Source organism: Spiroplasma sp. AdecLV25b (assembly GCF_030913225.1).
Lineage (GTDB): Bacteria > Bacillota_I > Bacilli_A > Mycoplasmatales > VBWQ01 > Spiroplasma_E.
Genome location: NZ_JAQYTS010000047.1, coordinates 1 through 20302 on the forward strand (window position 1 = coordinate 1; position 20302 = coordinate 20302).

General features: G+C 25.9%; 22 protein-coding genes and 2 tRNA genes. 20 read left to right on the forward strand and 4 right to left on the reverse strand.

Annotated features, from left to right (window positions below):
• Positions 1 to 64: 64 nt before the first annotated feature.
• Positions 65 to 634 (reverse strand): hypothetical protein, encoded by a 570-nt coding sequence (locus RDJ14_RS04565; protein WP_308150180.1) that lies wholly within the window; start codon positions 632 to 634, stop codon positions 65 to 67.
• Positions 635 to 843: 209 nt separating this feature from the next.
• A complete protein-coding gene (locus tag RDJ14_RS04570; RefSeq protein ID WP_308150181.1) occupies positions 844 to 1914 on the reverse strand; it encodes a hypothetical protein in 1071 nt (356 codons plus the stop codon).
• A 227-nt stretch (positions 1915 to 2141) separates the two neighbouring features.
• Here RDJ14_RS04570 and RDJ14_RS04575 point away from each other — a divergent pair, with 227 nt between their 5' ends.
• The 15 genes from RDJ14_RS04575 to RDJ14_RS04645 all read left to right on the forward strand — a co-directional run bounded on the left by RDJ14_RS04575 (position 2142) and on the right by RDJ14_RS04645 (position 14104).
• The gene (locus RDJ14_RS04575; protein ID WP_308150182.1) at positions 2142 to 2969 is read left to right on the forward strand and encodes a purine-nucleoside phosphorylase; all 828 of its coding nucleotides are present in this window, start codon (positions 2142 to 2144) and stop codon (positions 2967 to 2969) included.
• Complete coding sequence (gene tsaD / locus RDJ14_RS04580) at positions 2944 to 3882, forward strand: tRNA (adenosine(37)-N6)-threonylcarbamoyltransferase complex transferase subunit TsaD (RefSeq protein ID WP_308150183.1); 939 nt, start codon at positions 2944 to 2946, stop codon at positions 3880 to 3882. Before RDJ14_RS04575 ends, tsaD begins: the two co-directional genes overlap by 26 nt.
• A gap of 13 nt (positions 3883 to 3895) precedes the next feature.
• Entirely contained in the window at positions 3896 to 4486 is a 591-nt protein-coding gene (gene coaE, locus RDJ14_RS04585) for a dephospho-CoA kinase (protein WP_308150184.1), read from the forward strand.
• Positions 4487 to 4653: 167 nt separating this feature from the next.
• Positions 4654 to 4744 (forward strand) — tRNA-Ser (locus tag RDJ14_RS04590).
• Positions 4745 to 4856: 112 nt separating this feature from the next.
• Complete coding sequence (cls, locus tag RDJ14_RS04595; RefSeq protein ID WP_308150185.1) at positions 4857 to 6380, forward strand: cardiolipin synthase; 1524 nt, start codon at positions 4857 to 4859, stop codon at positions 6378 to 6380.
• Positions 6381 to 6428: 48 nt separating this feature from the next.
• Entirely contained in the window at positions 6429 to 7127 is a 699-nt protein-coding gene (locus RDJ14_RS04600; RefSeq protein ID WP_308150186.1) for an acetyltransferase, read from the forward strand.
• 15 nt (positions 7128 to 7142) lie between these two features.
• The gene (locus RDJ14_RS04605; protein ID WP_308150187.1) at positions 7143 to 8927 is read left to right on the forward strand and encodes a hypothetical protein; all 1785 of its coding nucleotides are present in this window, start codon (positions 7143 to 7145) and stop codon (positions 8925 to 8927) included.
• Positions 8928 to 8934: 7 nt separating this feature from the next.
• The gene (gene proS, locus RDJ14_RS04610) at positions 8935 to 10395 is read left to right on the forward strand and encodes a proline--tRNA ligase (protein ID WP_308150188.1); all 1461 of its coding nucleotides are present in this window, start codon (positions 8935 to 8937) and stop codon (positions 10393 to 10395) included.
• A 45-nt stretch (positions 10396 to 10440) separates the two neighbouring features.
• Positions 10441 to 10620, forward strand: a complete 180-nt coding sequence (locus RDJ14_RS04615) for a hypothetical protein (RefSeq protein WP_308150189.1) — start codon at positions 10441 to 10443, stop codon at positions 10618 to 10620.
• 340 nt (positions 10621 to 10960) lie between these two features.
• Complete coding sequence (locus RDJ14_RS04620) at positions 10961 to 11317, forward strand: MG284/MPN403 family protein (protein WP_308150190.1); 357 nt, start codon at positions 10961 to 10963, stop codon at positions 11315 to 11317.
• An 11-nt stretch (positions 11318 to 11328) separates the two neighbouring features.
• The gene (locus tag RDJ14_RS04625) at positions 11329 to 12717 is read left to right on the forward strand and encodes a hypothetical protein (RefSeq protein WP_308150191.1); all 1389 of its coding nucleotides are present in this window, start codon (positions 11329 to 11331) and stop codon (positions 12715 to 12717) included.
• On the forward strand, positions 12710 to 13177 hold the full coding sequence (locus RDJ14_RS04630; protein ID WP_308150192.1) for a hypothetical protein: 468 nt from the start codon (positions 12710 to 12712) through the stop codon (positions 13175 to 13177). Before RDJ14_RS04625 ends, RDJ14_RS04630 begins: the two co-directional genes overlap by 8 nt.
• A gap of 60 nt (positions 13178 to 13237) precedes the next feature.
• The gene (locus RDJ14_RS04635; RefSeq protein ID WP_308150193.1) at positions 13238 to 13489 is read left to right on the forward strand and encodes a phosphopantetheine-binding protein; all 252 of its coding nucleotides are present in this window, start codon (positions 13238 to 13240) and stop codon (positions 13487 to 13489) included.
• Between the two features lie 18 nt (positions 13490 to 13507).
• On the forward strand, positions 13508 to 13972 hold the full coding sequence (locus RDJ14_RS04640) for a transcriptional repressor (protein ID WP_308150194.1): 465 nt from the start codon (positions 13508 to 13510) through the stop codon (positions 13970 to 13972).
• 57 nt (positions 13973 to 14029) lie between these two features.
• Positions 14030 to 14104, forward strand: a tRNA-Trp gene (locus RDJ14_RS04645).
• 39 nt (positions 14105 to 14143) lie between these two features.
• Here RDJ14_RS04645 and RDJ14_RS04650 read toward each other — a convergent pair.
• The gene (locus RDJ14_RS04650) at positions 14144 to 15028 is read right to left on the reverse strand and encodes a DegV family protein (protein ID WP_308150195.1); all 885 of its coding nucleotides are present in this window, start codon (positions 15026 to 15028) and stop codon (positions 14144 to 14146) included.
• Between the two features lie 204 nt (positions 15029 to 15232).
• Here RDJ14_RS04650 and secG point away from each other — a divergent pair, with 204 nt between their 5' ends.
• From secG to RDJ14_RS04665, 3 genes are all read left to right on the forward strand, one after another.
• A complete protein-coding gene (secG, locus tag RDJ14_RS04655; protein ID WP_308150196.1) occupies positions 15233 to 15496 on the forward strand; it encodes a preprotein translocase subunit SecG in 264 nt (87 codons plus the stop codon).
• 75 nt (positions 15497 to 15571) lie between these two features.
• A complete protein-coding gene (rnr, locus tag RDJ14_RS04660; RefSeq protein ID WP_308150197.1) occupies positions 15572 to 17848 on the forward strand; it encodes a ribonuclease R in 2277 nt (758 codons plus the stop codon).
• Entirely contained in the window at positions 17830 to 18453 is a 624-nt protein-coding gene (locus RDJ14_RS04665) for a phosphoribosyltransferase (RefSeq protein WP_308150198.1), read from the forward strand. The genes rnr and RDJ14_RS04665 overlap by 19 nt, the downstream gene beginning before the upstream one ends.
• Here RDJ14_RS04665 and RDJ14_RS04670 read toward each other — a convergent pair whose 3' ends face one another.
• On the reverse strand, positions 18454 to 18849 hold the full coding sequence (locus RDJ14_RS04670) for a hypothetical protein (protein ID WP_308150199.1): 396 nt from the start codon (positions 18847 to 18849) through the stop codon (positions 18454 to 18456).
• A gap of 289 nt (positions 18850 to 19138) precedes the next feature.
• Here RDJ14_RS04670 and smpB point away from each other — a divergent pair, with 289 nt between their 5' ends.
• Together smpB and RDJ14_RS04680 are read left to right on the forward strand one after the other, a co-directional pair.
• Positions 19139 to 19579 (forward strand): SsrA-binding protein, encoded by a 441-nt coding sequence (gene smpB / locus RDJ14_RS04675; protein WP_308150200.1) that lies wholly within the window; start codon positions 19139 to 19141, stop codon positions 19577 to 19579.
• Between the two features lie 17 nt (positions 19580 to 19596).
• Positions 19597 to 20112 (forward strand): hypothetical protein, encoded by a 516-nt coding sequence (locus RDJ14_RS04680; RefSeq protein ID WP_308150201.1) that lies wholly within the window; start codon positions 19597 to 19599, stop codon positions 20110 to 20112.
• The last annotated feature ends 190 nt before the right edge of the window (positions 20113 to 20302 follow it).

A 20302-nucleotide genomic window follows, 5' to 3' on the forward strand; every position in this document is an offset into this window, starting at 1 on the left:
TAAGAATTTTAAAATTAATTTTAGATAAGATTAACCTACCAACTTTTAAGTATGGTATAATAAATTAAACTAAATTTATTTGATATGAGAAATATTGCTCTGTAAAAATAAATTTACACAAGATTCGGGACTTAACCGAATCATTTTTTCTTTCTAAAAAATTATTCATTAAAGCATTAATATCGTGTAGATTTAACTTTGAAAATTCATTTTTTAAGTTTTCTCATTTTTGTTTGATTGAATTTTCTAGCTCTTCTAATTTCTTTGTTTTTAAATTACTCTTTTTAAGAGTATAACGCAGGTTATAATAATTTAAATATTGTTCAAAAAGTGTTTTTAATTCGTCAGATATTTCAATGTTAGTTAGTTCTACATATTTATGTGCTCTTTCAACTTCACTAATAATATCTGTTATTCCTAAAAGTTTATTGTATTCCACCTTTTTAAAGCATTCTAAATAGTTAAATAATTTAATAAATGAATTAAAAGGATTCTCTTTAAGAGTTAAAGAAGATAACTTATATACACTAGTAAGTTCAAAATAGTTTTCTTTAAATATTTTATCAATTTGATCATTACCACTATTGGTAATTTGCTGTTTATTTTCTGAAATAAAATTATTATTAGCATTCATATATCCTTCAACAATTTCATGGTTTAAAGATAATTTTTGAACATCAATAAAATTAGTAGCATCAAATAAAAAAACCTTATTTTCTGATAATAATTTTTTTTGAAAATAACTTATTTGTTGAATAGTATTAACTATTTTGATTTTTTCAACTAACGTATTAAATATTTCTTGCTTTTTCTTTTCAAAACTTTCTTTAGTGTTTTCTTCAATTAGGTTTGAAATATTATTAATTCGGATTCTTCATTAGTTAATTTTAAGTAATCTTCCTTTAACTTTTTTATTTTTTCAATTTCATCTTTAATTGTTAAATCTGTTTTTTTATTAAAATTTAATTTTATTTCCATTAAGGATAAATTTAAAATTTTATTATTACTTTGTTTTTTAATACTGGCTTTAATTATTTCAGAAGTTTTTTTTATGTTACCTTTTGTACTACAAATTTCTATTTTTACTTCCTTTAATTCTTCTGTTGGTTCAATAATTTCTACTTTAACTTTAAATTCTTCCAATTCTTCTATCGTAAATTCAATACCAGTTTTTTTCCTTAATTCATGTAATAATTCTTTTTGGCAAATTACAAAATTAATATCTTGATTATCTTGATTATTAGTTTCATAAGTAAAAATGTTGATGCTATTATCAGTTTTATGAAGTTTATCAATTGCTTTTTTAAATTTTTCAGCTTTTTCTTCCAATGTTAATGGTTTAGTTACTTTGGTAGTACTATTATTATCATCTCAATCTTTATAAGCAGCTTTAAGTGAATTATTTGTATCCTTTACTATTAAACTTTTATTTCTCAAAGTTTCTTTTGTTTTTTCTTTAATCGCTTTTAATTTTTCATCATGATTAAAATCATAGTGCTTAGCAAGAGATTCATAGTTTTTTGAAGTATTATGTAGAGTAATTTTTAAAGTTTTTTCTTCAAAATGTTCTTTATCATTGAAAACATTTTTTATAACTCCATCTTTATCTAATAAATAAATTTCTTGAAAATTAAGTAGACGTTCAGTTTTGGTAAGATTGCTAGCATGACTTTTTCATTCAAAGTGATGTTGCGAATTTCGAATGTCTTTGTTAGGAACTCCATTTCAACCATTTTCTTTTAACTCATCGAAGGTAAACGCCGGAATTAAAATTTTTTCACCAGTCATTAATTCACCAAATATTAAAAATCTTGGATTTTTACTTTCAAGTTTATTAGGTAAACGTTTCTTATTCTTAAATTCAACAACTATTGTATCATTAACTGATAAATCATTGTATCCTAGGTTAGGCATTACTGTTTCCTCCTACTCTTTTCCTTCTTAGTAAATAAGAATGATATATAGTTTCACTGCTACTATTTTAAATGGATAAAGCAAAAAAATACAATAAAATGTGTGTTGTTATCTTTTAATTATCACAAACCCAAAACCTATTAAAATCATTTTAAAATAATAAAGTTGTTAGAAATAGAACTATATATTATAATAAGTAGGATGTTTAATAAATAAAAGGAGAGTCTATGAAAACAACTAAAACAACACCAACCCCCCATATTAAAGCAGAAACAGGACAAATTGCCAAAGTGGTAATTATGCCGGGTGACCCATTACGTGCTAAATACATCGCCACTAACTTTTTACAAGGTTGAACCCAAGTAAATAGTGTTCGTAATATGTTAATGTTCACTGGAAAATATAAAGGTCATAATATTACGATTGCAGCTAGTGGTATGGGAATGCCTTCAATTGGTATTTACTCATATGAATTGTACAAGTTTTATGAAGTTGATAGTATTATTAGAGTAGGAAGTGCCGGAGCATATCAAAAAGATATTAAAGTTTATGACATTCTTAACGCTACTAAAGCTTACAGCGAATCAACATTTGCTAAGTATGCTGCTAACATTGATGAAAACCAAATCTCAGCTGTCGGCACTATTTATGAAACAATTAATAAAACTGCTAAAACTATTGATGCTAATTTCAACAATCACAAAATCAAAGCCGTTGATTGTTTATTAACAGAAAAACTTAATTTAAAAAATGGATTAATACACTCAAGTGATATTTTTTATCGTGCCGACCAAGATGATCGTCATGAAGACCCGATGATTAGTAAATGTTTAGCAGTGGAAATGGAATCTTTTGCTTTATTTGCTAATGCTAAACATTTAAAGAAAAATGCTGCTTGTTTATTAACGATTTCCGATTCTTTTGTGACAGGTGAATCAATTTCTGCTGATTTACGTGAAACTAGTTTCCGAAAAATGATGATACTAGCATTGGAATCTGCCATTGCTCATTATGTAGAAGAGGAAATTGATGATAATCTTAGCAATTGAGACTAGTTGTGATGAAACTAGTGTTGCTATTATCAAAGATAAAAAAGTCTTAAGTAACATTATTGCTTCACAAATCAAACTTCATCAAAAATATGGTGGTGTTGTTCCTGAATTAGCAGCCAGAGCACATAGCGAAAACATTCCCACAGTTTTGCAAACAGCAATTACAAAAGTCAAAATTAAACTATCAGACATTGACTATGTCGCTTATACTAGTACCCCAGGCCTTGTTAGTTGTTTACATGTTGGTAAAATTATTGCCCAAACCATTGCTTTATATTTAGAAAAACCATTGCTACCATGCAATCATTTAGATGGTCATTTATATGCTTCTTTAATTGAAGATACGTGAACATTTCCAGTTTTAGGATTATTAGTTAGTGGTGGTCATACCCAATTAATGTTAGCAGAAAAACATTTGCAGTTTAAAGTACTTGGTCAAACACTAGATGATGCTGTTGGTGAATGCTATGATAAAGTAGCACGAATGCTTGGTTTACCATATCCTGGTGGACCTGAAATTGATGTGCTTGCTCAAAAGGGAATAGTAACTTATAAATTACCATTACCAAAAAATGATAATACTTTAGATTTTAGTTTTAGTGGCTTAAAATCAGCTTGTGCCAACCTTATAGACAAAGAAAAAGAACATATTCAAGTTAATAATTTTGCTACTTCTTTTCAAACCACAGTAATTCAAGTTTTAATTAATAAAATTGAATTAGCTATTAACACATATCATCCTAAAACTTTGGTTTTAGCTGGTGGCGTTAGTGCTAACAAAGGTTTGAGAAGTGCAGTATTAAAATTAAAAATGAAATATTCTAATTTAAAAATTATTGTTCCTAAATTAGAATATTGTACTGATAATGCAGCAATGATCGGAATGGTCGCTAGTTATCAAATCGAAAACAAGTAAAGGTGAAAAAAATATGATTATTGGAATTGTCGGAGAAGCGGGCGTAGGTAAAACCACTGCCACGGAATTTTTTCAAAGTATGGGCGCGTATGTTATATCTGTTGATAAGATTGTACACCATATTTACTCATTAAAAGAAACAAAAATTGCATTAATTAATGAATTTGGTAATCATTTTCTTAATAGTGATAAAAATATTGATAAAAAAAAATTACGACAAGAAGCTTTTCAAAATCCTGAAATTTTACGAAAATTAGAACAAATTATTTGACCAACCATGATTAATATTATTAAAACTGATATTGAACGTAATAAATGTCAACAATCACTAATTGTTATTGATTGTGCTGTCTTATTTAATGCTAATCTTAATGTTTTGGTAGATAAAGTGTTATTAATTGAAGCAGAAGAAGATAAAAAAGTCCATAGAGTAAAAACACGAGATAATGTTAATGATTTGCAAGTTATTGCGTTATTAAGTCAACAAAAAAAATATTTAATTTTAAATAAAGATATTGACTATATCATTAAAAATAATGGTACAATTAATGATTTAATTAGACAATTACAAAGAATTGAAAAAAAATTAATAGTAGGTAAATAAAGCAGATGATTAGTTTAAACTAACCATCTAGTTCTATTTTTAAAATATTATATATGTCAGTTTAATAAAAAAAAGCAATTAATTAAAAAATTTTTAAAAAGGCATAGTATTTATAAAAATTAAAGTTATAATATTAGTTGTAAAAAATAATTACAGTAACTTAATTCGGAGTGGTACTCAAGAGGCTGAAGAGGACTGATTGCTAATCAGTTAGGACGGGAAACTGTCGCGAGAGTTCGAATCTCTCCCATTCCACCATTATATTTAAAAAAGCAGAAATTGCTTTTTTTATTTTATTGAATAAAGTTAATAATAATTAGTTATAATTGAGTTAATCAAAACTAAATTTAAATTAGGAGAAAAAATATTCATGCGTAAACGAGTAAATTTATTTTTATCATTAGTTTTATATATTGCTTTCATTTCTAGTTTTGTGCTTTTAGTATTTAACTATATTGCTTATTCATGAATATTTTTAATAATAATTATTAGTGCTACCATTTTAACGGGCATTATTATTTTTATTACTAATCGCGTGGAAAGCGTTAAATTATCGTGGATTATGGTTACTTTGTGTTTACCAATTTTAGGAATTTTCTTATATTGAACTTTTGGTCGTCCCTATCGTTATCGTAAAAAACAAAAAGCATATTTAAAAGTTAACAACTATTTTTATGAACAAGAAGATTGAACTTTTTCTAAAACAAGTTTAAATCAAGAAAATTCAAATTTAGATAGTGATATGCTTGATTTATTTCGTTATACAACCAGAATTTCTCATCGCCCTTTTTATAAAAATACCAATGTTCAAATCTTAAGTAATGGTCCTAAGAAATTTAGTCAATTATTTGAAGATTTAAGTAAGGCTAAAACTTATATTTTTATTAACTATTTTATTATTGGCGAAGGTGAGTTATTAGAAGTAATGCTAGAAATTTTAAAAGAGCGAATTGTTGCTGGTATTAAAATTTATATTATTTATGATGCGGTTGGTTCGTATTTTAGTTTGTCAAAATATAAAATTTGAAAAATAAAAAAAATGGGAATTCATTTTCATAAATTTTCACCTGTGCGTTTACCTTTTATGACTGGTACTTATAATTTTCGTAACCATCGGAAAGATATTGTTATTGATGGTACGATTGGTTATGCTGGTGGCATTAATTTAAGTGATAATTATATTCATTTATCAGCTAAATATGGGTTTTGACGTGATACTCACATTCGAATTGTTGGTGAAGCTGTTAAATCCATTGATTTAATTTTCCGTCAAGATTGACATTTTATTACTGGAGATATTATTGATATTGCTGTTAAAAATCCGAAAGTAAAAATAAAAAATAATATTATTGTCCAAGTCATTGATGATGGTCCTGTTACCAAAGAAACGATTCAAAAAGATTTGTTTATTAAGTTTATTAGTTGTGCTAAAGCTCGCGTTTGAATTAGTACTCCTTATTTAATTCCAACGAGTGACTTAATAACAGCCTTACGTAATAGTGCTTACTCAGGAGTTGATGTGCGTTTAACATTGCCAGGAATTACTGATAAATGTTTGTCATTAGATATGTCACGCACATATTATGATTCATTAATTGAGGCAGGAGTTAAAATTTATGAATATAACAGTGTTTTCAATCACTCTAAAAGTGGTATCTTTGATGAACATATTACTATTATTGGTTCTACTAATCTTGATTATCGTAGTCTTTATTCTGACCATCAGACATTAGTATTAGTCTATGATAAAAAAACTAATAACGATTTAAAAAAACAATTTGAAAAAGATTTTACCCATTCTACTTTGATTAAAATCAATCCTTTAATGGAACGAAGTGCTTTTTATCGCCGTGTATTTTTACTCCTTTTTCGCATTTTAGCACCATTGTTTTAATAAAATTTAGTATAATTACATTAGTATTTTTAAGGCGGTCGTTGCAATATGGGTTGAAAACGTAGAATTAAAAAAATTAAAGAATACTTTAGCGATGAAAATCAACCAGATTTAGAGATTTCGCATTTACCAGAACCAAAAGAGGAAAAGCATTCTTTTTTTGATAAATTTAAATTTAAGAACAAATCACAATCTGAAACTACCCCTGCTAATAAAAAACGTAATAATGTTTTTTTAAATTTTCGGCGAAGACCAACTATTCAAATTATTAAACACCTAGAAAACAAAGATGTCTTTAATTGTTTTTTTTATACTGATATTAATAATATTCCGTTAATTTTAGAACAAGGAATTCGCCCTACTGAAAAAATTAAGTTATTACCAAAGCAAGAATATACGGTTTGAACTTATTTAGAACACTCTACTTATTTAGAATTAGAACTTGGAAATTCAACTCGTCATTTCTTTTGAAAATGATGTGCTGAACAAAATGTTGATGTCAATAAAATTGCTATTGTTTCCGTTGATGTTCATAAATTATTTCAAAACACTTCGAAAGATTGAGGATTAAATCCTGATACTAATCGGATTCAAATTTATGAAACTATTCCCGCTACTGCGATTGATTGAATCTTAGTAAAAGATCGTAAAATGTTTCGTTTAGCAAAAATTTATATTGACAATCAAAACTTAAAACTAAAACTTTATCAAGGTAATAACGGTAATATTATTTCTGGTAACGATTAAAGGAGGAAAAAGCAAATGAATTGATCTGCCATAGTTATTATTAGTTTACTTCCCTTTATTACCGTCATTATTGTTTTGTTTGTCCATTTAAATCATCGTAACAATCAATATTACAATATTATTCACGGCGATTTATTAAGTTTAGTACCATTAAAAATTGACTTAAAAAATGAAATTATTACTTTTTCTGACCGTTTAGAAGTTTTAAACCGTAAAAAACGAATCTCATTATTCGTTTTTAAAGCAATGATTAATAGAAAAACAAAAGTAGAAATTGAAATTTTTATTCAAGATTTGCTAGTAAACAAAATTCCATTTGAACCTTGTCATTTTTCTGTTTCTTTTCAATTACATAATAAAATTATTATTTACGATTTATCAGTTCATTATTTTGATAATAGTAGTAAAATTCTGTATGGTCAAATGCAAAGTAATATTCGTTATAATCGGTTTGCTATTTCGCAAGCCATTGTTTTACAACAAAGCGAATTAACAGTAGTTAAAGCTAGCTTTGTGCAAAGCGTTTTAGATAATTTTAGTCAAAAAAAATATAGCAAAAAATCAACTAGTCAATTCGAATATATGATACTGATTAAAATTAAAAATTACTTAGCGTTAGAAAATATTTTAACAGTTAATAATATTGAACGAATGGAACTATTAATTTCATATTATAGTAAAATAACTTTAGGTTTAGATAATAGTATTATTTGTCGTTATTACGATGGTCAATTTCTAATTTATTCCCGCAATAAACGGATTAACTTGTATCGTTTTCAAAAACAATTAAATGCTTATATCAAACGTAATTTAGTAGAAAAAAGTAGTTATTTACAAATTCAAACGCAAGTCTTGTGCATATATGCTAATGCTAAAAGTGAAAGTTCTAATGTCTATATTTTGTACAATCAAATTATTGATAAAAATCAATTAGAAACAGTTCAAAAAAATGATTTAATTGAAATTAAATTGCGAAGTAATGATATTAATAATTTTCCTGACTTCAATCATTATTCTGTGTTACAATCAGAACAAATGGAAAAAATGTTAAATGTTAGTATTAGACCCGTTTTTAAAAGTGATAATTCCAATGAACCTAACTGTTATTATGCTTGATGAAATCTAGTAAAAAATTCTTATTATGATTCATATTTAGTTTTAATGCGTAACATTCAAGATTCTGGTTTATGATGAAAAGTTAGTGAACCATTATTCATTGAATCATTAGAAAAATTTGCCAAACTAAAACAAAACAAAAATCTAATTATCCCTATTAGTTTAGTTGAATTACAAGATAAAACAATTTTAACAAAAATTATTTCCATTTTTAATAAACGTAAAAGTTTATTTGAAAATTGTGATTTAATTTTCGATTTCCAAGATATTGGTGAAATCAACAGTTGAAATAAATATGACCCTATTATCAAAGCCATTCGTAGTAATAAAATTAAAATTAGTTTTACTCATGATTTACTTCATATCGATAATTTTAAATTAATTAACCATTTTAAACCAGATTATGTTGTGTTAACATCTAATTTACTAGAACAAGTAACATTTAGTTTTAGCAAATACATTGATGTTATTATTTGTATTCATTACCTAAACATCTTAGGTATTAAGAATATTTTAGCACGAGGATTAATTAATGTTCCTGAAATTATTGTTTTAAAGTCATTAAAAGTTGATTATTTACTAGGAAAAATATTAGAATCAGAACAAGCAAATAAAGCGTTGGATGCTTTAAATTATCCAAACTATTGAAAATGACATAAAAGTCAATCTATGAAAGGTGAATAAAAAAATTATGAAAACCCATGCTTTAAAATTAAATAAAAATATTACACCACGAGATACTGATTTTGCTAAATGATATACTGATGTCATTAAGCAAGGTGAACTTTGTGATTATGGTGCTGAAAATGGCAGTGCTGCCGGAACTATCATTTTTCGTCCTCGTGGTTATGCCTTATGAGAAAATATCCAAACAATTCTTAATCAAGAATTTCGGAAATTAAATGTTGAAAATGTGATGTTACCAATGTTAATTAGTCAAAAAGCTTTTCAAGTGGAAAAAGACCATATTGAGGGCTTTGCTCCTGAATGTGCCACAGTTACTAAAGTTGGTGATGTTGTTTTACCAGAGTCATTTATTATTCGTCCGACATCAGAAGTTTTATTTTGTCGTCACTTTTCCAAAATTATTAGTAGTTACAAACAACTCCCACTAATTTACAATCAATGATGTAGTGTTATTCGCTGAGAAAAAAATACTCGCCCTTTTTTAAGAACTAGTGAATTCTTATGACAGGAAGGACACACTATTCATAACAATGCTGATGAAGCACAAGCGCTTACGCTAGCAATGATTAAATTATATGCTAAGTTTGTTGAACAACACTTAGCTATTAAAGTTATTGTTGGAGAGAAGAGCGTTTATGAACGTTTTGCCGGCGCTAAAACTACCTATACTATCGAGAGTATGATGCAAGATGGACAAGCATTACAAGCAGGAACTAGTCATTATTTTGGTCAAGGTTTTGCGAAAGTCTTTGATATTAAGTTTACTAATAAAGATAATAAACAAGAATTAGCTTATCAAACATCATGAGGGGTATCAACAAGATTAATTGGTGCTTTGATTATGGCACATAGTGATAATTTAGGTTTAGTATTACCACCTACCATTGCTCCCACGCAAATTATGATTTTAAATTTATCACCAAAAAATGAAATGGTTCAAAAAGTTGTCCAACAAGTTAATAATTATTTAAAATCACATTTTAAAGTCTTAGTAAATAATGATGATAAAAGTTTTTCTTTTAAAAAAAGTGAGAGTCAAATTAAAGGTATTCCTTTATCAATTGAAATTGGAACTAAAGAAATTGAAAATAACCAAATTAAACTAGTTTTACGTCATAACTTAAGTGAAACACTTATTAACTTTGACGATGAAAAACAAGTTATAAAGGCAATTAATAATTTGTTTGTTACTATGAATCAGGAATTATTAACTAAATCAGCATCTAATTTAAAAAATAATTTAAAAGAAATTATAACTTTTGATGAATATAAAAAATTAGTAAAAATCCATAAAGGTTTTTTTATTGTTCCCTTTTGTAATCAAGTGATTTGTGAAAAAGAAGTTAAGGAATTAACATCTACTGTTTCAAGATGTATTCCCTTAGAAGTATATAAAGCACCAAGTAATTGTTTTAAATGTAATATGCCTGATAGTGCTTGAACTTATTTTGCTCGTGCTTATTAAATAAAATTAAAAACTACTAAAAAATTTTGGTAAAAGTCAGAAAATATGTCGAATTTGCTTATTGGAAAATTATTAGAAGAAAAAAATAATATTCTAGTTTATTTTGTAAGACCAGGTACTCCTTGAGAAAAACCCACTATTGAACATGCTAACAAGTTTATTAGAGAATACTTACTTAAAAAATTTGACTTAAATGATTTTCCACCAAAATACAACTATAGTTAATTTGAACGACTAAATAACAGACCAAGAAAAAAATTAGGTTATAAAACGCCATTAGAAGTATTTTATGAAATGACAAAAAAGTTTTAAACAAAAAATTAATTTCATTTCAATATATAACATTATTAAGTGTAAATTTAAATTAAATAGTTGCGTTTGTATTGACAATCTACCTATAATGATAAATATGTTAATTTGCTTAAATAAAGTCGTAAGTAATTAATCAAAAGTGTTCAGTCTTCTTTTTTGGTTGGATTAAAATTTTGGTAAAAATATTAAAAAATAAAAAATTTTAAAAAGGAAATTTTAAGTTTTATCATTAGTTATTATTGAGGTGATAATAATGAAAGAACAAACAAGTATTGATCAAAGAGTGGTCGCAGCTATTTTTATGAAATATACTCAAGCTAAGAAAGCATTAGAAACTAATAATTTTAATCAAACAGGTATTATTCAAGAAACATCTGTTGATTATGCTAAAGAGAAAGTAACAACTGTTAATTTAAAAAATTATGAAAAACATGTTCAAATTGTTGATACAGTTTTGGCGTTACTTCCAAAAAATGAATACAGTTATATTGTTAGAACATTTCTAACTAAGTCTAATAAAAATTGATGAAAAAACCATTATCATCCCCATGAATATGAAAAACTACAAAAAACTGCTATTAATCGTTTTTTATATTTATATTTGGTTTAGGTGGTGTGGTAATGGATTACAATCATGTTGATTTATTAAATAAAAGTAGTTTTTTAGAGCAAAAAATTAATCTTAAAGAAACAACTAAATGGGATGATTCACGATTAGTAAATCAAATATTTTTAATACCAACTTTTAGGGTTGTGGGGTTTCCCATTACTAATGCTGAAAAAACATCATATTACTATATTGAATTAACTGTCCAAAAAGGTTATGGCATGCTAGAAAGTTATGATAATCCTGCAAATAATATTTTAAAAAATGTTATTTTTCAATATGATGTTAACTATAGTGATGTGCAACAAGCCCGTGGTAGCATTAATATTTCTACTTCTGTTACTTATCAAAAAGATAATGGAGCAGGTAATAAAAATGCAACTTTGTTTGATAATAATTTAACTCCCATTGTTGGACATATTGCCAATGCTGATAATTTATTTTGAAATACATATAAAATTATGATACCAATAAAGGCAATTAAAAGTGATGATGTTAATGTTTTAAATTATAGTTTTACTAGTGATAAACCTAGCGATATTAAAGATGCATTGTATGTTAGTAATAATAATTATGGTTCATTAAATTTCTATTTTAATCAGAACCCTTTGTATCAATTAACAATAACTCCTAGCATTTTTAGTAATAATATATTTAACTTAGAAATTAATAATCCTATTGTTTTAAAAACAAACATAGAAGGGTTTAAAGATCCGTTGTTTGTATGTACTTTATTTGGAGAACAACAAACTAATGAACAGTTTGAAGTAACTGGTAATAATATTTATAATGGCAATATTGTACCAATTAAAATTAATCATAGCATTCATGACTTAGGTTATTTTAAGAAAACTGATTTAGAAAAAATTATTTTTTTTCATAATAGTTTTAATTTAGCCCAAAACATTAGCTTAAATATTTCTGAAGAAAATAGTAAATTTTATCAAGATAAAAAAGTTAATGCAAATTTAGTTAAGGATTTTAATTCTATTGTTGATCCTTATGATGATGGCTTTAAAGAAAAATACCAATTACAAGATATAAGTAATGTAATGGACATTATTACTAATACTATTTTTGCTAATGATGAAATTCCTAAAAATCAATTTGATTTACCATTATTTGATAAATTTCATTTCGAAGTTAATATACCATTAACTTTTCAAACCTTTTTTAAATACGATGTTAATATTAAATTCGTTGAAAATAGTGATCAACCAATCATTGGTAATGATTATAGCAAAGTAACTATTCAACAATTAACTAAAAACAATGATGAACAATGAATTCAAAATCAAACTATAACTTTAAGGTATGAAGAGATATTACGTTTTTATAGTTCTGGTGCATTTACGTATGCTGACTATGAACACTTAAAGCAAGGAAGTGGTAGTTATGTTTAGTCGTAGATTTAAAATTATTTTTTTAATTACTACTATTAGTTTCTCATTAATTATTATGTTATTTTTTGTTTTTCAAAATTTTGCTAATAATCGTAACTTAAATCAAGTAAAAAAAGATTATGATGTTAAAGTAGAAGATATGAATAATACTGATGAAAACTTAAATTCTGAAATTATTAAAAATGCTATATCTATAGAATATCTGAACAAAACGATTAAAATTGTATTAGAAAATAATGGTTCTACTTCAGAACCTACCATTATTTATAAAGTAGAATTTGATAAACAATCATTCCAATATATATTTTTATCAATGATTATCAAAACCTTTCCACAGTGAAAAACTAATAATTTTATTTTTAAATTTAATATTTTAAGTAATGCTGCTTGAGTACAGTATGATACTGATTCTCAAGTTGATTATTTAGATTGGTATTTTAAAATAGTCAGCAAAATATAGTCTGCTATGTTATACTATAGATACTTTAAAAGTGCCTAATTATAAAATAGGAGTGAAATTATGAATATTTTAAAAGAACTTAAAACATTAATTGATACAGAAAACATTCGAGTAAGAGTAAAAAATATTACACCAACAACGAAGTTTGCTGAGAGTGGTATTGACTCTTTGGATTTAGTTAATTTAGCAATGGCCATTGAAAGTAAACATGGTATTACTATTGATGATGCAACGCTGTTGAGTTTAAAAGAAAAAAGTGTGCAAGATTTTATTGATGTAATTGAAAAACAAGTTGCTGCTAAAAATAAATAGTCGCTTTAGGAGCAAATTATGAATAAAAATTTTGAAAACATTACCCAAAGATTAAAAGATAAAGACTATCGTTTAACAGATATTCGTAAAGCAGTTATTAAAGTTTTAACAATAAAAGAACATGTGAGTATTAACGATATTATTAACTTCTTAAAAGAAGAAGGAAATGAAACTATTAATATTATGAGTATTTATAATACTATTGATTTATTAATAGAAGAACATATTATTCATGCTAATATTTTTGAAGGCAAGCAAATTATTTATGAATTATCAGAAAATGGTATTCATATTATTTGTAATTATTGTAATAGTATTATTCATGTTAACGAAAATCGTAAAAATCAACAAAATGCTCCGTTACACGTGACACACTTAGAAAAGTTGGCAACTGAAAACAATTTTTCTTTTTCACATTACAAGTTAGAAATACATGGTATTTGTCGAAATTGTCAATTAAAATCAAAAAAAATGAAAATTTAATTGCACTTAAAACATCTTTCACGTAAAATTGTACATGTACTAACTTAATTTAATTCTAGGGGTGTAGTTCAACGGTAGAACATCGGCCTTCAGATCCGAGTGTTGTGGGTTCGAATCCTGCCACCCCTGCCATATTATAAAAAAAATTCACAATTCGTGATTTTTTTTATTTTAATCCAATGTTGGTAAATTATTTTTTTCTAAATCAAACACAACAAAAGCAAAAGTTCCTATCCCTGTATGAGCACTGATAACATTAGCTAATGTTATTGTTTGAACATTTTCTATATGATAGCTATGAACATATTCTTCAACTTCTTTAACCATTTCTGGTTTTGCAAATGCATGAATAATATAAAATAAAGCAATTTTTTCTTTATTCTTAATTTTTAATATATCTTTAATGGCATTATTAACTGCTTTTTTTCATGTTCGTGTTTTATCATGTCTATCAATAGTACCATCAAAAGTTAAAATTGGTGTGATTTTAGTTAATTTAGCCAAAGCAGCAGCAGTCTTACTAATTCTGCCACCACGTTCTAAGTATTTTAAATCATAAGGTAAAATATATGCTAAGTAGTTGTCTCTAATTAATTTTAACGCTTCTAAAATAGTATTAACATCATTCTTTTCTACTAATGACATTTGATAAGCTTTTTTAACTAAAAGTCAGTTGATAATAGAAACCCCATTACTATCAAAAATAAAAACTTTATTTTTGAAATTAGGTTCTTTAGCTAACATAGTTGCTGTATTATATTGCCCTGACAGACCTTTTGATAAAGGAATAAAAATTAATTTATCAAACTTATTAAGCATTTCTTCTCAGATTTTAGCCATTTCACCAAGTGGTGTTTGTGAAGTTTTAGCAGATTGTTCTTTATCAACAATCCGTTCATAAAATTCTTTATCTGTTAAAATGCTAGGGTCATCATTAATGGTTGTGTTATCACTAAAATTAATTATTAGTGGACAAAAGCCAATTTCCATTTCTTTCAAATCTTTTAATGAAAAACCAGCAGAAGAGTCACTAATAATCCCAATTCTATTTTTCAATTTTATCACCCTAACTATTTTTTGGCTATTTATTTTTTATTTAAATGCTTTTTAGAAAAATTATAGCATATATTTTTTGATAAAATATAATGTGTAGTAATAGAAAATATTATAAAAAGAGATAAAATACAATTATTTTTGCTAAATTTTTAAAAATTAAGTGTAAAATTAATTAGTAAAATAAAAAAAATGGATGTGACAAATATGAGTCAAAATATTATTTTTGCTTTTGAAATTATTGCTTTAATTATTGCCATGTTATTAGTAATTTTAGGGTTGCTACAAGGTAAAAAAAATCATAATGGTTTAGGTGCCTTAAGTGGTGGTAACCAAGAATTATTTGCTAGTACCAAAGAACGTGGATGAGCAAAATTATTTTCCATGGCTACGCTTGTTTTGGGAATATCACTTTTTGTAATAGGAATCATTATCAGAATTCTTATTAATACTATTGGAGTTATAAACTAGAAAGTATTTTGTAAAAGATATATTATAATTATTAATAGATTGATAGATATACAAAAAAGATGGGAATGATTTTATATGAAACAACAAATCATTAATGAACTGCAAAATAGTGTTGTTCCATTATCAACTATTGATTTAACAATGAAATTAAATGTTACCAATCATCAGCAACAACAACAATTGATTGCTGATTTAGAAGAATTAAAGAATAGTGAAATCATTTTCGAAAATAAAGAACAAGAGTTTTATATGACAAAACATAATAATTTATTTATTGGTAAAATTCAAATTACCAAAAAAGGTTTTGGTTTTGTTAAATTATTAAATAGCGAAGAAGAATATTATGTTAACATAGAAAACATTAACAATGCTTTAAATGGTGATGAAGTATTATGTGGTTTAATTAAAATTAATAATCAACGTGATGAAGCGACAGTTTTAAAAGTGATTAAACGTGACACTAATTTACTAGTAGGAACGATTGTTATTGATCCACAAACTAAAGTTAAATCACTAGTTATTCAAAATGCTAAAATGCAACAATATGAAGTTAATATTTTAAATAAAGACCAAGCGTTAGAAAACAATATTGTTGTTGCTAAAATTGAAAGTTTTGACCATAATATTTTCAATGTTACGATTGATCGTATTCTTGGAAATTTAAATGATCCTGGTGTTGATATTTTAGCAGTTATTTATGAAATTGAAATTAAAGCTCAATTTGATGTAGAAACTTTAGCTGTTACCGAAAAAATTCCCCAAACTGTCCAAGCTAGTGATAAGGTTGGCCGTATTGATTTAACAAAAGAATTATTAGTTACAATTGATGGTAAGGATGCCAAAGACTTTGATGATGCCATTTGTGTTACTAAGTTAAGCAACGGTAATTACCGCTTACTGGTGGCTATTGCCGATGTTAGTCATTACGTAACCGAAAATAGTCCAATTGATGAAGAAGCTTTTACACGTGGAACATCGGTCTATTTAGCAGACCGTGTTATTCCTATGTTGCCAACACAATTATCAAATGGAATTTGTTCTTTAAATGAGCAAGTTGAACGTTTATGTATGGTAGCTGATATGGAAATTGATAAGCATGGATTACCTGTTAGCCATCGTATTTATCAGGCGTTTATGAAATCAACACGTCGAATGAACTATGATGAAGTTAATGATGCTTATAATGACAAAAATCCTGATTTTATTAAAACTCATCCGCAAATATGAACAATGCTGCAAGATGCCAAAGATTTATATCAAATTTTATGAAAATTCAAAGAAGCTGCGGGTGTTATTGACTTTGAAATTAATGAAGCAAAAACAATAATTGGTGAAAATGGTGAAGTAACTGACATTGTTTTAAGAACTCGTGATACTGCTGAAAAGTTAATTGAAAGTTTTATGATTAGAGCTAATGAAGTAGTTGCCCAAACTATACATGAAATGAAATTACCGTTTATTTATCGTGTCCATGAACACCCACGTGCACGCAAAATGCATCAAATGACTACGATTTTAAAATTAATGGGTCTCAAACTTAACCCTAAAATCGTTAATATTACTTCTAAAGATTTACAATTATTATTAAATTCCTTAAAACAATTACCGACATTCCAAATTTTATCAACGTTGTTATTAAAAAGCATGGAAAAAGCACAATATAGTAATAAATGTATTGGTCACTTTGGATTAGCAAGTCAATACTATACCCACTTTACTTCTCCAATTAGACGTTATCCAGATTTAATTGTTCATCGTTTATTACGTCAATATTTAGTTAAGAAACAAATTAATGGGAAAGTAATTGAAAAATATCAAAGCATTACTAACTGAGCCTCAGAACAGTCAAGTAACATGGAATTAAAAGCTTTAGAATGTGAACGTGCTGTTGATCAAATGAAAAAAGCTGAATACATGATGAAATTTATTGGTCAAAAATTCACAGGTATTATTTCCAGTGTTACTGGTTTTGGGTTATTTGTAGAATTACCTAATACTATTGAAGGTTTAATTAGAATTTCGGATATGAAAGATGATTATTATATTTTCAATGAAAAAGCTATGGTCTTATTTGGAGAACGAAAACGCAAACAATATGGTTTAGGACAAAGAGTAAAAATTATTGTTAAAGACGCCAATAAGATTGCACGTACGATTGATTTTCAATTAGAAGAAAGCAAGCAAGAAAATAGCAAAAGTAATAGTGTCCGTAATGGTGAAAAAGTTTACCAAGATTCCAAGTTTAAAAATAAAAATGGAAATAATAAAAAGACTGTTGCTAATAGCAATCAAATTGGTAAATTTGACCCACGAAATAAAAATGGAGTTAAGAAATGAAATCGCAAAAAGTAGAACAACAAAAAAGGTTAATCCAACAAAATAATATTAATATTGAATGTTACTATTATAACTATTTTAAATCTCCAGGTTTAAATAGTTATCCTCAACTATCATGAGTTAATGATGATTATAATTTAATTAAGCAACCAACAATTAGTGAAGAAGAATGTTTGCGTTTAGCAACCAACCTCTTCATTGTTGGTCAAAAATATAATCTATTTAATGGTGTTGATTATTTTATCATGATGCCAAAAAAACCAACATCAGTTAGTAGTTTGGAAGTTATTATTAATCAATTAGTAAAAATGATAAGCGATAAGTTAAATATTAAGATTGAATTTCTTGATAATATTTTTTATATTGAAAATTATCGTAAGTTTTGACAAAATAAATTAAAAGTTAGTGAACGTCAAGCAGAAATTGCTAATAAGATTCATTTATTAGTAAAGTATGAAAATTACTTTACTAATAAATGAATTATTATCATTGATGATGTTGTTTCCTCAGGAACATCTATTGCCCAAGTCATTACAACATTATGGGATAATAATCATAATTTTAATGTTAAGGCTTTATGTTATGGGTCAGTTTATAATTGGCAGGAAATTTATGAATAGTTAAAAGTTAATATTGTTTTTTTTATTGCGCTTTTTAGTTACTCCATACTCATCTACATAATATTCTTCTTCTTTGTTAATCTGATCTGATAAAAATTCAATTTCTCATTGCATTTTCATTTCATGGATAATTTTTAAAATGTACTGAGCAGTATCATGTTCTAAAGCAAAACTATAAATTTGAATTTCAGATTCATGAATGATGCTAGTTTTTGTAGCTATTTCAATTTTATTATTTTTTTCATCAATAATTATTTTGCAAACCTCAAGTTTTTTTTCAGTTAAAATTTTATAAATAATAAATTTATTATTATTTTTGTCAAATCCTAAATCACCTTTGAAAAATTGGTTATCATTTGAACATTTTCTACTTTTTGCATTTAGAGTAGTCGCCATTTTTTTGATTCCTTTCATTGACTTTAAAAAACTAATTAAAGAAAAGCAACCCATAAAACAAATATAAAATTTATTCCTAGGGTTGATTACAACATATATTAATTTGTTTTTTTAATTCTTTTATAACAATTGTTAAACTAACAAATCTAACTGTTACTAGAAGTTTATTATAACACTTTAATTATAAAAAGCAAAAAAAATATCATTTAGGAATGTATTGCAGTATTTTTTTTAGGGTTGTTATATAATTTATTTATAAAAAATAAAAAAAGAAATATTGGTGATACTTTTGAAAATTATTTCAAAAAATAAAAAAGCATATTTTAATTATGAATTACTGGAAAAAATAGAAGCAGGAATGGTTTTAACTGGTGCTGAAATTAAATCTATTCGATTAGGTGAAGTATCATTACAAGATAGTTATGTTACGTTCAGTAATAACGAAGCATATATTGTTAATATGAATGTTGCTACTTATAAATTTAGTAGTATTTTTGTTGTAGAACCTTTAAGAAAAAGAAAATTACTTTTGAATGCTCGTGAGATTAAAAGATTGCAACAAGAACAAAAACTAAAAAATTTAACTGTTATTCCCATTATGGTATATTTAAATAGTGCCGGACGTGCTAAATTAGAAATTGCTTTGGGACGTGGTAAAAAACTTCATGATAAGCGTGATGTGATTAAAAACCGTGAAGCACAGAGGGAAACTAAATACAAAAAAATGTAATTTAGGGAATGAAGTTTATGACATCAATAGTACCGTATGCTATTATTATTGCTACATTGAGTATTTTATATAGTATTTTTCTTTTTAAATATAAAATTAAAAAAAGACAACTATTATTTATTGTTTATTATTTTTGTTTTTTTATGATGGTAAATGCTTTTCAATATATTTGCACTATTAATGATATCATTATCAAACAAGTGTTTTCTATTATTTTAGGAGTTATAATTTCATTCATACTTATAGTAGTGGCAATTCCAGCTACGCTTATTACTGGTAATTTAAGGAAACGCAAACTTTATATTTGATGGTCTCATTTTTGAATGTTTTTAAGTGCTATTTGTTTTTTAATTATGCCTAGTGTTGAAACTTTAATTTTTCTCAATGTAGCAATAGGTATGTCGCTTGGTTCATTAAGTGTTCATGAGTATGTTGGGCGCTTGTCAAAAATCCGGAATAAATTACTTCATACAGTCTTATTATCATGTAGACAAGAAATAATTTGGATTTTTTATGTAATTGTAAGTAAATAATATATTTTTTTAAAATAATTGCAACTAAAATACTTATTTTAAAAAAAATAAAATAATTCATGTAAATTAATTTACATGAATACATCACAAAAATTCTTATTAAAGTTTCCTTTCATAAGTTTTATGTTATTTTCGGTTTTTTAGGTATTTTTTAATTTATATTTTGATTTTATAATAACTGTATTTCCAT